Origin of the sequence: Cognaticolwellia mytili (assembly GCF_002104475.1) — a bacterium.
In the GTDB taxonomy this organism is placed as follows: domain Bacteria; phylum Pseudomonadota; class Gammaproteobacteria; order Enterobacterales; family Alteromonadaceae; genus Cognaticolwellia; species Cognaticolwellia mytili.
This window is the reverse complement of sequence record NZ_NBOF01000005.1, coordinates 151,275-164,867: the sequence shown is the minus strand read 5'-3', so window position 1 is coordinate 164,867 and position 13,593 is coordinate 151,275. Positions and strand designations below refer to the sequence as shown.

The 13,593-nt window shown below is 39.8% G+C and carries 11 protein-coding genes; 7 read left to right on the top strand and 4 right to left on the bottom strand.

Annotation, left to right across the window (positions count from 1 at the left end; all coding sequences use genetic code 11):
- The first annotated feature begins 15 nt into the window (after positions 1-15).
- Positions 16-915 carry a LysR family transcriptional regulator gene (locus B7C41_RS16425; RefSeq protein WP_085300043.1) on the top strand — a complete coding sequence of 300 codons (900 nt, stop codon included), beginning with the start codon at positions 16-18 and terminating at the stop codon, positions 913-915.
- 82 nt (positions 916-997) lie between these two features.
- Here the strand turns inward: B7C41_RS16425 and B7C41_RS16420 are convergent, their stop codons facing one another.
- From B7C41_RS16420 to B7C41_RS16410, 3 genes are all read right to left on the bottom strand, one after another.
- Positions 998-1,639: a hypothetical protein gene (locus tag B7C41_RS16420; protein WP_085300042.1), complete on the bottom strand. Its 642-nt coding sequence runs from the start codon at positions 1,637-1,639 to the stop codon at positions 998-1,000.
- Positions 1,640-2,131, bottom strand: coding sequence for an RNA polymerase sigma factor (locus B7C41_RS16415; protein ID WP_085300041.1), 492 nt, complete (start codon positions 2,129-2,131; stop codon positions 1,640-1,642).
- Positions 2,132-2,235: 104 nt separating this feature from the next.
- Entirely contained in the window at positions 2,236-2,967 is a 732-nt protein-coding gene (locus tag B7C41_RS16410) for a glucose 1-dehydrogenase (RefSeq protein WP_085300040.1), read from the bottom strand.
- 279 nt (positions 2,968-3,246) lie between these two features.
- Between B7C41_RS16410 and B7C41_RS16405 the strand changes: the two genes are divergently transcribed.
- Entirely contained in the window at positions 3,247-5,277 is a 2,031-nt protein-coding gene (locus B7C41_RS16405; RefSeq protein ID WP_158089153.1) for a TonB-dependent receptor plug domain-containing protein, read from the top strand.
- Positions 5,278-5,441: 164 nt separating this feature from the next.
- Entirely contained in the window at positions 5,442-5,903 is a 462-nt protein-coding gene (locus B7C41_RS16400) for a c-type cytochrome biogenesis protein CcmI/CycH (protein ID WP_085300038.1), read from the top strand.
- A 30-nt stretch (positions 5,904-5,933) separates the two neighbouring features.
- On the opposite strand, the gene B7C41_RS16395 is transcribed toward B7C41_RS16400, so the two are convergent.
- On the bottom strand, positions 5,934-6,962 hold the full coding sequence (locus B7C41_RS16395; RefSeq protein ID WP_235839757.1) for a substrate-binding domain-containing protein: 1,029 nt from the start codon (positions 6,960-6,962) through the stop codon (positions 5,934-5,936).
- Positions 6,963-7,234: 272 nt separating this feature from the next.
- Here B7C41_RS16395 and B7C41_RS16390 point away from each other — a divergent pair, with 272 nt between their 5' ends.
- The 4 genes from B7C41_RS16390 to B7C41_RS16375 are packed head-to-tail and all read left to right on the top strand — an operon-like array spanning position 7,235 to position 13,581.
- A complete protein-coding gene (locus B7C41_RS16390; protein WP_158089152.1) occupies positions 7,235-8,581 on the top strand; it encodes a TolC family protein in 1,347 nt (448 codons plus the stop codon).
- Between the two features lie 2 nt (positions 8,582-8,583).
- A complete protein-coding gene (locus tag B7C41_RS16385; RefSeq protein WP_085300036.1) occupies positions 8,584-9,756 on the top strand; it encodes an efflux RND transporter periplasmic adaptor subunit in 1,173 nt (390 codons plus the stop codon).
- Complete coding sequence (locus tag B7C41_RS16380; protein WP_085300035.1) at positions 9,756-12,920, top strand: efflux RND transporter permease subunit; 3,165 nt, start codon at positions 9,756-9,758, stop codon at positions 12,918-12,920. The genes B7C41_RS16385 and B7C41_RS16380 overlap by 1 nt, the downstream gene beginning before the upstream one ends.
- Positions 12,910-13,581: a response regulator transcription factor gene (locus B7C41_RS16375; RefSeq protein WP_085300034.1), complete on the top strand. Its 672-nt coding sequence runs from the start codon at positions 12,910-12,912 to the stop codon at positions 13,579-13,581. The genes B7C41_RS16380 and B7C41_RS16375 overlap by 11 nt, the downstream gene beginning before the upstream one ends.
- The last annotated feature ends 12 nt before the right edge of the window (positions 13,582-13,593 follow it).

The following is a 13,593-nucleotide window of genomic DNA, read 5'->3' as shown; positions in this document are numbered from 1 at the left end:
TAGAAAAAATAGACCATGAGATTAAAGTCAACAATCGACCAATGGCTAACATTAATTGAAATAGATAATGCTGGTAGCATTCAAGCGGCAGCGTTACGACTCAATAAAAGCCATACCACGCTAATGTATGCGGTAAGAAAGTTAGAAGCGCAAATGGGCGTAAACCTACTTTATATTGCAGGCCGAAAATCGGTACTTACTGAACATGCTCAAACTCTGTTACGTCGAGCGAAGCCGATGATAGAACAAGCAAGAGAGCTTGAAGTGATAAGCAAGCAATTGTCACAAGGTGTAGAAGCAGAAATTATTATAACGATTGATCATTTGTGTTGCCGAAGTTGGTTATATCAGCCACTTCAGCAGTTTTTATCAGTTAATAGTGCGACATCAATTCAAATTCGTGAGACCTCTTTAACGAGTACTAAAAATGCAGTAATTGAGAAAAGTGCCGATATTGCGCTTGTTAATATTCCGGTAGCAAATCATTTAGCAGAGGCGTTTGGCATTGTAAATATGGTGCCTATTGTGGCGCGAACTCACACACTCGCGTCTAAGCCAAAGGTTTGTAATGATGACCTATTAGTTGAAACGCAAATTGTGGTTCGTGATTTGGGGGCTGATAACTCGAATGAAGAAGAAAATGCTGGTTGGTTGAAGGCTCAGCGTCGAATTACTGTTGATAGTTTTGATCATGCCATTACCGCGGTTTTATCTGGTTTAGGCTTTTGTCGGGTACCCGAACATATGTTAGAAAAGCTGGATAATAAGGTAACGGCGTTGGAAATTCAGGGCGGCTCTCGCTTTCAAATTCCGGTGCATCTTGTCGCGCCAAAAGAAGCGAGTACGGGTATTGCTGCCAAGCAGCTTTATGAAATTTTACTCGCAGACGCAAGAAAACGCTTACCGTCTAAATAATATTGAAATGTAGTTAATCATAGAGTGAAAAGTATTAGAGATGTAACTATGCGCGAAGCTACATCCCTAATATATAAACTTGTTACACCCTTAATGTTTCCATATCGGTAATAATTTCTTCAAGCTTTTTAAATTCTCGACCATAAATCGGCTTCATGTCTAATTGATAAATTGCACTAGCAAAATAAGACAGCAAAAAGGCAATAAATAATACGCCGGCACTAAATACGATAGGGACACCAAATAGTACAGGTATGTTTGGAAAATCCATTTGAAAGCCTTGAATAATAGATTGTCCGACCCATGAAAAACCAAACTGTGTGATACAGGCTACAAATAGTGCTGGATAAATAAATTGATACATTCTCGTATGTTGTGCAATTGCGGTTTTTAGCCAAATATCAAACGATTTAATGTATTGGTAGCTACTAATATTTTTATCCATGCGCTCCAATTTGATTAATTGTTTTTTACTAATCCAGACTTGTGAAAAAAGTATAGCGGCAATAAACAGCCCTAAAACTGGCATACTAAAAGCACTTAACACAAGCAACACCAAGCATGCACCTATGATAATACCTAGGTTGTTAAGCCTAAATGTTCGTTGTAATTTATCGATGACATTTTGTGACTTTTGATTGTATAAGTCGTTTATTTTCGGCGCGACTAACGCTTTTTCGTCGATAAAACCTTGCTGCCAAATTGTTTCGATTGATTTAGTCATTTAGTTGCTCTCCATGTTAAGTATTTTATTTAAACGTTGCTTTATTCGGGTTATTCTCACACCGATATTATTTGGGTTAGAACCAATGATTTCGGCTATCTCTAGATAACTTTTTTCTTCTAAATAAAGCAAAATCAAAGCTCTATCAGTCTCAGATAAATGACGAATAGCGTCATATAGCAAGTTGATAGCGTCACCAGAAAATGCTTGACTGTCAGCCACTACCTCGTCGGGTAAAGTGTCAGAAGCAAATTGCTGATGTTGACTATTTTTCTTTTTTAAGTAAGTTAAACAAACATTTAAGGAGATCTTATAAATCCATGTTGACCACTGTGAATTTTCTTTAAAGTTGTTACGGCTGCGCCAAATTTGCAAGCATACTTCTTGATAATAATCTTCAAAATCATCTTGAGAATTGGTATATGCCCGACAGATTTTAATGATAATTCCGGCGTAAGGCAGTATGAATGCCGTATAAAAGTCACTTCCCATGTTGTTTAGTTCTCACCCTAAATTAATTGCTCTTCTTACTTATAATCAGTTAGTGGCAAAAAACTGAAAACATTACACCTGCAATGGAATTATTTTTAACTTAGCTACTTGCCACCGGCAATATCGATAAAAGTGCCCGTAACATAGGAAGCTTCATCGGATAAAAGCCAAGCAATACTATTGGCAACTTCTGTTGCGGTGCCACCACGCTTTAATGGGATTTGTGGGCTTAAGCGTTGTACCCGATTTGGTTCTCCGCCATCAGCATGCATATCGGTGTCAATAAAACCGGGTCGCACGGCATTGACGCGAATGTTACGTTCAGCTAATTCTAAAGATAAACCTTTAGTTAGCGAATCCATGGCACCTTTAGACGCTGCGTAGTCAATATACTCACCAGGAGCACCAATTCTTGAAGCCGCAGATGAAACATTGACGATAGCGCCGCCGTTAGGCATTTGTTTTATTGCTTCTCTGCAACACAGAAAACAGCTAGTGACATTGGTGATTAAGACCTTGTTAAAGCGTTCAACAGACAAGCCAGCAAAGGTTGATTGGGTAAATAAAATACCAGCGTTATTCACTAAATGCGTTACGGTGCCATATTGTTCATGAATGGCTTGAAAGAGTTCAAGCACCGCGCTCTCTTGTGATACATCTGCGGCAAAGGCGAATGCTTTGCCTCCTTGCGCTTTAATATCAGCAACGACTTGCTGTGCACTATCGGCTTTTGTGCGGTAATTAACGCAAACTCGGTAACCTTGCTTTGCGAGTAATTTTGCCGTGGCAGCACCTATACCTCGTCCAGCGCCTGTGACTAATACGACTTTATTCATTGACTCATCCATTGAAAATATAAAGTGTTAGCGTATGTGAGATTTAAGCCATTTTCTAGCGTTAACTGATAGCTGAAATAACTATCGCCTGATTTAAAATCAGGCTTTAAGTTTTTCTTCGTGAAAAACAGTGAGTTAATTTTCATTATCACAAGCTTTTATGATATAGATCACTGTTTATGCAAATGAGAACTATTATCATTGGGTTTCTGAGAAGTTAAATAGAGACTGAAGATGTTTAAGCGATCAACTTTATCATTGCTAATAGTAAGTACTTTAATGCCAGTGACTTATGCTGTTGCGGCAGATGACGAGAGCAATATTATTCCTGATGAATATATTACTGTTACGGCGACACGTACACAACGACGTTTTATGGAAAGCCCTGTCGCCATTTCTACCGTCAGTGCTGAAGACATTCAACGTTCATCGGCAGACTCTGTTGCTGATGCATTACAAGACATTCCGGGTATTCAAATTGCGGATGCAGCAATACCGGGCATGAAAAGAATTACTTTACGTGGTGAAAGCTCCTTACGTGTTGCCATACTCATTGATGGTCAAGAAATAACTGATCATTCAACATACGGTGCACCTTTGCTACTTGATACTTCTGTTGTTGAACGTATTGAGGTGATTCGCGGTACAAGTTCAGTGTTGTATGGTGGTAAAGCGTTAGGTGGAGTAGTTAACATTATTACCAAGAAAGGCGGCACTGAAGCTATCCAAGCTAGTACGTCTTTCGGTTATAACTCTGCGACTAATGGTCAACAGCTTGCCGCAACTGTTTATGGCAATATTGCCGGCTATGATTACCGCATAGCGCTTTCAGATAATGACCATGAAGATAGGGATACGCCTGACGGAAAAACTGATAGCACAAGTTTTACTAACAATAGCCAAATGTTTTATTTGGCCAAAGAGTTTGACGATCACACGTTAGGTTTTACTTACGATAAATTTAACCTTGATAGTGAAATTGCTACAGGCATGCCAAACTTTACCTTAGATATGCCGCAGCGAGATCGTAAAAAGCTTTCCGCTTTCTATCAATATGAAAACGATGGCGATATCCTTAAAAAAATTAAAATAGACGCTTATAAACAGCGTATTGACCGGAACTTTGTGCAGCACATTGAAAATAGTATTCCATTGCCGCCACCTAAGGCGATGAAGGTTATTGTTGATACGGATATTCAAGAACAACTTGATACTCTTGGTGTAAACACTCAAGTTGATCTGGAGTTGACGGATAACCATTACACGATATTTGGTCTTCAATTCACCCAAGATGATTTGAATAAAGCCACTGACAGCCAAGTGCAAAGAATTATTAGTATACCTTCGGTGCCCGATATTCTTGCGAAAGAACAAAAATTTAGTGTTGAAGACGCTACGCTCAAAACTAAAGCTATTTATCTTCAAGATGAATGGCGAGTTGCTGAACCGTTAATTGTTACTGCAGGGCTTAGGCATTATTGGGTTGACGCTAACTTAAATGCGACCAGTAAAGAAGGTTTATCGCCGACTAAGAATGAAAACACCAAACTTATTGGTTCGTTAGCTGCAAACTATATGCTTGACCAAAATAGCAACCTTCGCGTGGCATATAGCCAAGGGTATCATTATCCAACGTTGTTACAAATTGCCACTGGCGCTACGGCAGCTGGAAACTACATCAATCCTAATGCTGATTTAAAACCAGAAACTTCTGATAATATTGAATTGGGTTACCGACTATCTGCAAGTGATTGGCGACTGGACAGTACGTTATTTTATACCGATGCTTCGAACTACATTACCAGTCGTGACTGCAATACAACCTCGTTAGCTTGTATCAATGAAGAAGATAAAATTTTTATTAATGCTGATAAAGCTGAAACTATTGGCCTTGAATTAAGTGTAGATTATCAGTTAACTGAGCAAGTAATGCCTTATATCAATATGACTTGGTTATCGCGAGAAGAGACTTATGACAGCTTTATTACCAAAGATACAGGTACACCGAGCCTTTATGGCAAGGTTGGCGTTAAACTTAATGGCGAGAGTGAACTTTTTACAAGTTATTATATGGATGCTTATATCAGAGCAGCGAGCAGCGCTGATATTGCGTACGTGGATGCGCCATCAGAAATTTTCCAAAGTTGGCAAACCCTTAACCTAGCGTTTGGAGCGGTACTTGATGACCAAGAGCAATATCAAGTCAACGTTGAACTGAGTAATATTCTCGATGAAAAATATACCCCAGCAACACAATCATTGCTTGCTCCTGGGCGAGCGGTAATGGTGAAGTTTAGCGCTGATTTTTAAAAGTAGATAATGGTGGCTAGGTATTGCTGTGAAAATAGCTTTATTGAGGTAAGTCACTTTTTCTTCAGAAACCTCGTCTATTATCAACTGCGTGCTTGCTGATCTTTAGCAAGCAATGGTAAAAATACAATCACTTCTAAGGTACAAATATTAAGGATCTGTTTATGAAAAATTTTTTATTCCTCTGTAGCGTTTTATTGTCGACTTTGTTGATGCAATCATCAGCACAATCACAAGAACAAACCGCCGATAAACCAGATAGAAAAATTACCGTACAGGTTAATATAGCTCCTAAGTTAATGCCAAATGATGCTGATGATTGGGTGCTGTATGTTTATGCCTCTAAACCGGGCGCACGTTTACCGTTAGCGAACTTTAAAGGGAAGTTATCACAGCTGCCTAGTGAAATAGTGTTGCACCAGAGTATGTACTTATTGCCGCATTTAACCTTACAACAAGCTGAAAATGTGGTGATTGTTGCGAAAGCTACTAAGAGTAAAAATCCGCATCAAAAAAGCCCTGACGATATCATTGGCTACTCAACCTCGGTTAACTTTGAAAGCGGACCGCATCAGTCGGTGACTATGAGCATCGATCAACACGACAAAGCATTAGTACAAAAATAGCTTATATATGCTGTTAGCGGTTAAATTACCTTAATGGTTAACAGTGCAGTTTGCGGCGTTGCTTTCTGTACAATAATGATAATCAAGATAATAGTGTGACTTAGCTGGTTTTTGATTTTGAGTAATATAATTATATAACAGTTCTGTACCTAACCTACCCATTTCGAAAGGCTTTTGTCCAATATTAGCAACAGATAATCCGTGCTTTAAAGCATCTAATTGCTTACTCTCTGAATCTGCTGAAACAATGATAACTTCTTTTGAGGTGATACGGCTTTTATACTTCATTGTTTGATTAATGTAATGGGGGCTAAATTGAGCAAACCCAGCTACAGCTAAAAAAATAGGGGGCTGCTTCATGTTGGCTATAGACTCAAACTGTTGGAGTGCGATGTCTCTTTTTCCTAAGCTATATAAAGGGCAACGAGTATATTCACTCCAGCCATTTTCTCCAATTAAACGCTCAACATTTTCACCAGCAAGTGCAAAGCGAACCCCTGCAATTCGTTTATTAAGATTTGGTGTCGTTGGATGACCAGATTGTAAACAAATACTATTTAAAGCGTTTTTGCCAAATTGCTTAATATAGTTTCCTAGTGCCATACCAAAATCATAATTATCTGTGCCTACATAGGCTAAACGGTATTGCTCATGTTGCGGTAGGAGGTCTGAATCAAAGGTGATAACGGGTATCTTATTTTCTTTTATTGATTTTAAAGAGCCGTTTACTAAAAAGTTAGAGTCTGTAGTTGAAATGAGTAAACCGTCTACGCCTTTTTTTACTAACTCATTAACTACAAAAGTTTGTGATCTAATATCCTGATAATCTTGTGGACCGTCATAAATACAGCTAACGTCAGGATGAGTACTTGCAAATGCTAAACAGCCCTTGAAAGATTGTATATAAAAGCTGTCGTTTTTGGTTTTCCCAACCACGCCTATGACTATTTCTGCTAATGAATTAGTACAAAAAAAGGTCGAAAAAAAATAAAAAGTTAAAAAAACTAAGGGCTTTATTCTATTACTTTTGTTGACTTTAAAAATCTTTTGGGAAGCCAAATGTCGTACTCGTCATCAAAATTACTGGCCTCAGTATTACACATTTAATAATATAATAAACAAGTATATTATGTACTTAGTTTGCATTCTATAAGATGTTTTTCTAAGTAATTACTTAGCATCTGTGAGGAACTCTAAATTTGAGTAAAACCTTATAGTATGAAATAGTTTCTAATGTTTTCTTCCTTAAGGTGGTTATTTGGGCTCTCTTAACCCCAGCTTAACGCCTCACTCGCTACACTTTCGTCATATTTTTAATTATGGGGCGAATTGTGAAGTTTTCACCAGTATTTATTATCTCGCTAAACTTTTGTTTTATTAGTGCATGTTCAACATTTGAAGACGTAACTTTTGATCAACAAGCAAGCAATCAACTAAAAGATTTAGCGCAAACTAGTATTGACGTTAGCAATGAGCCACAAGCTATCGCCATATCTGAGTTGCTTGCTATCGATGAAGCGAATGCCTTAATTGCTAGTGCCATGGCAAATAACCCGAGCTTACAACAAACCTTGTTAACCTTAAAAACTGCAGAGCAACAACTAACGGTTACTTCATCGTCGCAATGGCCAAGTATTTCAGCAGGTTTAAATGCCAATAAAGCCGAAGCAAGTACGGTAAATTATAGCGCCAGTGTTGACGTTGCCTGGACCCTTGATATTTGGCAGCAACTTGCCAACGCTAGCAGTGCTGAGCAAGCAAACGTTGCCGCCAGTGCTTATGCTTATCAAGGTGCGAAAGACTTATTAGCCGCTAACGTTATGCAAGCTTATTTAGGTTTAGTACAAACGAGTCAGTTAATCGCCATAGAGTCAGCGCGTGTTAGCGCTTATCAAACCAATGAGCAAGTGATCATTGACCGCTACCGTAAAGGGTTAATTGAGTTAAATGAGCTCGATACCGCCAAATCGTCAACACAAAGTAGCCAAGCAACATTGGTTGATTATCAGGCGCAGTATCAACAAGCATTAAGAAATATCGTGCTATTAACCGGCGTGACTGAAAATTCACTGGATTACCGTGAAGTTTATCCTGAAGTGATGATGCCGCTAGATAAGGTTTCAGCGCAAAGCTTAGGACGACGCCCTGATTTACAACAGGCATATCAAAATATTATTGCTAGCCAGTATCAACATAAAGTGGCGTACAAAGCGCTACTACCGAGTTTGTCCTTAACAGGCTCTATTACTAATAGTGCCGCTAACTTACATGACGCACTTTTTGGCAGTAATGCTTGGCAACTGTTAGGGCAATTATCAGCACCAATTTTTAATGCTGGCAAGTTGACCAGTGAAGTAGAAATCGCCAAGTTTTCCGCTGAAAAAAGCTATTGGAATTTCCAAGAAAAGTTACTTTCAGCCGTTAATGAAGTCGATAACGCCGTTGCTCAAGAACAAGCGGTTAGCAAAAGATTAGTGTTGACTGAATCAGCGTTAGCGAGTGCCAAGCGCAGCGAGCAAACGTATACCTCTCGCTATCGTCAAGGCACAGTGTCGTTAATCGACCTGCTACAAATTCAACAACAAACATTTTCATTACAAGCACAAGTTACGCAATTAACTTACGAGTTATTAAACAACCGCATTACCTTAGGGCTTGCGTTAGGCTTAGGAGTATAGGTATGCCAATTATCAATAAGAAAACAATCGCTACTGTGGCAGGGTTAAGCAGTATTTTTCTCGCCATTGCTATCAATGGAGCCTTGTCTGCCAATCAGCAAAAAACACCGCCGCCAAAAGTAGCACCACAATATCCGGTGGTGTCAGTCACGGCAGTTGCTGCTATTAGTCAACGTGCTGAAGTGACCGCCTATGGTGAAGTTAAATCGCGAAATCAACTGGCACTAACATCACAAGTTAGCGGCCAAATCACCTATTTGTCAGATAAATTTTTAACGGGTAACACCTTTAAGAAAGGTGAATTGTTGGCAGAAATTGAACCGATAGTTTATCAACAAGCATTGGCGAACGCGCAAGCGAACTTGGCGGATGCTGAGTTAGCTTTAGCACAAGAGCAACTTAATAGCCGACAAGCGGAAGAAGAGTGGCAACAATCAGGTTTAGCAGGCGAACAAGCCTCAGATTTAGTCTTGCGTAAACCACAATTAGCGGCAGCAAAGGCAAAATATGCAATGTCGCTAAAAGAAGTAGAAAAAGCACAATATGATTTAGCACAAACCAAATTGCGTGCACCATTTGATGCCTTAGTGGTTTCTAAACAAGTACAAGTGGGCAGTAATGTGCAAACGGGCACTACCTTAGCTGATTTATATGATATTTCATTATTTGAAGTGGCTTTGCCGTTATCTGCACAGCAATGGCAATTATTGCCGAAGACTAAAAATGATTCACAGCAAATAACGGCGATAGAAGTTCAATTAACCGATGAGTCAACGCAACAGCAATGGCCAGCAGTAGTTGACCGTGTTGAACAGCATATTGACGCGCAAAGTCGTCAACGTTCATTGATTGCCGTTGTTAAGCAGCCAATTGCATTAGCACAGCCGTTATTTCCAGGCTCATTTGTTAAAGCCAATATTCATGGCGAACAAATTGAGCAATTGTGGCAATTGCCGGCATCAGCATTGGTTGATAGCAATAAAGTGTGGCAGGTTAATGATGACGGCCTACTTAATTATTTAGCTATTAACGTGATGTTCTCACAAAACAATGCCGTTTATGTTCAGCCAATTGATAAAAATGTTACAGGTAAAACTGTCAATATTGTTAATCGCCCATTAGCCAGCTACTTAAAAAATATGAAAGTTGAAGCGAAAGTAGAGGAGTTACTGTAATGACACCTGCACACCACCAACGCGGTATAATCGCTTGGTTTGCTGGCAATTCAGTAGCCGCAAACTTGCTGATGCTATCCATCATCTTTCTTGGCTTAATGTCATTTAATCAATTACGTAAAGAGGCATTTCCGCCGTGGGCGACTGACTCTATTCGCATTTCGATGACTTATGATAGCGGCGATGCCAAGCTTTCTGAGGAAGGCATTGCGATAAAAATTGAAGAAGCACTAGCAACAGTACAGGGCATTAAACGGGTTACTTCAACTTCAAATGCTAATGGCAGTAATGTCACGGTTGAAGCAACTTCTAGCTATGATCTTGATGTTTTATTGCGTGATGTAAAAGCCAAAGTAGATGCTATTTACAATTTCCCTGCCGCGGCGGAAAAGCCAAGCATAGAGAAAATGACGCAATTGAATCACGCTTATTCAATTAAAATTTTTGGCGAAAGTGATCGCACCGCATTGCAAACCATTGCTGAACGCTTAAAAGTTGATTTACTCGCGCAACCTTCCATTTCAAATGTGTCGATAAAAGGCAAAGCTGAGCCGATGATGTCGATAGAGCTTGATGAGCAAAAGCTACAGGCTTATAACTTATCGTTTTCAGATGTTGCAGATGTAGTTAATAGTGAATCATCTACCGCTATTTCCACCAGTTTACGTAATGCCGACAAAGTTGTGCGTTTAAAGGTGGCTGAACAAGCGTACCAACAAAAAGAATTCGCCAATATTCCCTTAGTTACTTTGGCAGATGGTAGCCAAATTCGCTTAGGTGATGTCGCGAAAATTAATGATGATTTCGCTGATGATGTTTTTGTTGTTGGTCGTTATAACGGTCAACCTGGTATTGGCGTGGAAATTAACGTTGATGACAATGGTGATGTATTAAAAATTGTTGAACAGGCCAATAAAATTGTCAGTAAGTGGCAAGAAAGTGCATTACTTCCACAAAATGTTGTCATGGAAACATGGAATGATGGCGGCACCTTAATTCGTGATCGTTTAGCGTTATTAGTTAAAAATGCCTTATCAGGTATTGCACTGGTTTTTATCGTTTTAGCGATATTTCTAAACCTACGTGTCGCATTTTGGGTCACGGCAGGCCTACCTTTTATTTTCTGCGGTACCTTGTTCTTTATGACCGACAGCTTTACCGGCATGACTATTAATGAAATGACCACGTTTGGTTTTATTCTCGCACTCGGTATTGTGGTTGATGATGCCGTAGTGGTCGGCGAAAGTATTTACGCGACGCGAAAAGCGCAGGGTGACTCGATTAAAAGTACTGTGGTTGGCGCCCAAAAGGTGGCTGTACCTACCATATTTGGCGTGTTAACTACTGTGGCGACCTTTATCGCACTGGCTAATGTTGAAGGTGGCATGGGGCAGGTTTACTCACAATTTGCCGTTATCGTAACGATTTGTTTATTGCTTTCTGTTGTGGAATCAAAGTTAATTTTACCATCACATTTAGCACATTTAGATACCCAGAGAAAAACCAATACAAGCGGTTGGAAAAACATTTGGCCACGTATTCAAGACACTGCCGATAGTGGTTTGCAGTGGTTTAGCGACCGAATTTATCAACCAGCAATTAAATGGGCGGTAAATTATCGCTATGGTGTGCTATGTGGTTTTATTGCTATTTTCATTTTAGTGATAGGTATGCCAACTAACGGTGGTGTGCGTGTGGCATTCTTCCCTGATATTCCAGGTAGCGTAATTGAAGCCAGTATATCGATGCAAAATGATGCTAGTTTTGGTCAAACCAATAAAAACTTAAATATGCTTGAACTTGCGGCGCAAAGCACTGACCAAGAGTTGATGGCGAAATATGGTCAACTAGGCACAGGCATTGATACCATTGAAGTGATTGGTGAAAGTGATTTAGCAGGCTCAATTGTTGTTGAGCTTGATGAGGGTGCACCTTATGGCTTAAATGAATTTGTGCGTATTTGGAAAGCACAGGTAAAAATGCCAGAAGGTGTGAGAAAGTTAGATATTCGCTCGGGTTTTGGTGGTGGTGATAACTTTAAAGTTGAACTGAAAGCGTGGAATACCGAGACCATCCGCGTTGCAGGGCAGGAAATAAAATCAGCGATATCACAAGTGGCTGGCGTTAGTGGTATTGATGATAATTTTGATTCAGGCCAAGCGCAATTACGTTTTGAATTAAATGAGCAAGGCTTAGCGTTAGGGCTGACCACACAAGCGTTATCTCGTCAGGTGCTACAAGCATTTGGTGGTGAAATAGTGCAAAGTTACCAACGTGGTAAAGACGAAGTGAAAGTCAGAATTCGTTATCCTGAAAAGCAACGTCAAACCGTTGATGACGTCATGAAAGCCAATGTTCGATTAACTGATGGCCAAGTGGTGCCATTGGCCTTGGTGGCAGCGGTAAGCTCTGAATATCAACAAAATGATATTACCCGTATTTCTGGCTTGCCGGCGGTATATGTTAGCGCACAAGTGGATAAAGATGTTATTTCTTCTAATGAATTAGTGCTTGAACTAGAAAAAGAGCTTATTCCTCGTTTAGAAAATAAGTACCCAGATTTGGCCATTCATTTTGCCGGCGAAGCGGAAGAACAAGCCGAAACCACTAATTCAATGACGCGCTTATTTATTATGGCAATGGCAGCTATCTATATTTTATTGGCGATTCCACTGCGCTCATACGTGCAGCCTGTGATTATTATGATGGCGATCCCATTTGGCTTAGTAGGGGCAATTTTGGGTCACTGGTTAAATGATATGGTACTGAGTGTTCTCTCTTTTAATGGTATTGTTGCGTTAAGTGGTGTGGTGGTGAACGATAGTTTATTGTTAGTGTCGCGTTTTAACTCTCTGAAGCAGCAAAAAGCGAAAGTTTCAGAAGCCATTGTTGATGCCTGTACCGGACGTTTACGTGCTGTACTGTTAACTTCTATCACAACTTATGCGGGTTTAATGCCATTGCTCAGTGAAACATCAGCGCAAGCGCAGTTTATTATTCCTGCAGCAGCGTCATTAGGATATGGTATTTTATTTGCAACCTTTATTACCTTGTTATTGGTGCCCTCATTACTGATGATGCATCAAGATGCAATAAACTTAATCGACCGCTTAAAGCAAAAATTCACTGCAAAACGTCGAGAGGAATTGGTGCATGAGCATTAATGTTTTATTAGTCGAAGATGATATTGATTTGGCGGCAACGGTTGTTGATTATTTAGAAATTGAAGGTATTCGCTGCGACCATGCAGCGAATGGCATTCAAGGTTTATCGCTAATCGAAGCCAATGATTATCAAGTAATTTTACTGGATTTGAATTTACCAAAGCTTGATGGCTTATCGGTTTGTCAAAAAGTTCGAGAAAATAGTGATGATACGCCAATTTTAATGCTCACAGCCCGTGATTCACTCGGTGATAAAGTCGCGGGTTTTGATGCGGGTACAGATGATTACTTAGTAAAGCCTTTTGAAATTGAGGAACTTTTAATTCGTGTCATTGCCTTATCTAAACGTCGTAGCGGCCAAGCAAGTACCTTAAATGTTGGCGAGCTAACACTAACGTTAAAAGCACGTAGTGCCACTTATGCAGGGGACAGCATTAAGCTAACTCCGATCACGTTCAAGTTACTTGAAAAACTCATGCGAGAAGCAAATAAACCCGTGTCTCGTGCCGCTTTAATGCAAGTGGTTTGGGGTGATGAACAGCCAGATAGCAACAGCCTCAAGGTGCATATTCATCACCTTAGAAAACAACTTGAGAAAGTTGATGCTAAACTAGCGATTGAAACGGAAACCGGTTTTGGTTTCGTCTTACGCGCAAAATAACGATAGGAAATA

Coding starts and splice junctions, on each gene's coding strand:
- B7C41_RS16425 (WP_085300043.1), top strand. CDS start 16: ATGAGATTAAAGTCAACAATCGACCAATGGCTAACATTAATTGAAATA.
- B7C41_RS16420 (WP_085300042.1), bottom strand. CDS start 1,639: ATGACTAAATCAATCGAAACAATTTGGCAGCAAGGTTTTATCGACGAA.
- B7C41_RS16415 (WP_085300041.1), bottom strand. CDS start 2,131: ATGGGAAGTGACTTTTATACGGCATTCATACTGCCTTACGCCGGAATT.
- B7C41_RS16410 (WP_085300040.1), bottom strand. CDS start 2,967: ATGAATAAAGTCGTATTAGTCACAGGCGCTGGACGAGGTATAGGTGCT.
- B7C41_RS16405 (WP_158089153.1), top strand. CDS start 3,247: ATGCCAGTGACTTATGCTGTTGCGGCAGATGACGAGAGCAATATTATT.
- B7C41_RS16400 (WP_085300038.1), top strand. CDS start 5,442: ATGAAAAATTTTTTATTCCTCTGTAGCGTTTTATTGTCGACTTTGTTG.
- B7C41_RS16385 (WP_085300036.1), top strand. CDS start 8,584: ATGCCAATTATCAATAAGAAAACAATCGCTACTGTGGCAGGGTTAAGC.
- B7C41_RS16380 (WP_085300035.1), top strand. CDS start 9,756: ATGACACCTGCACACCACCAACGCGGTATAATCGCTTGGTTTGCTGGC.
- B7C41_RS16375 (WP_085300034.1), top strand. CDS start 12,910: ATGAGCATTAATGTTTTATTAGTCGAAGATGATATTGATTTGGCGGCA.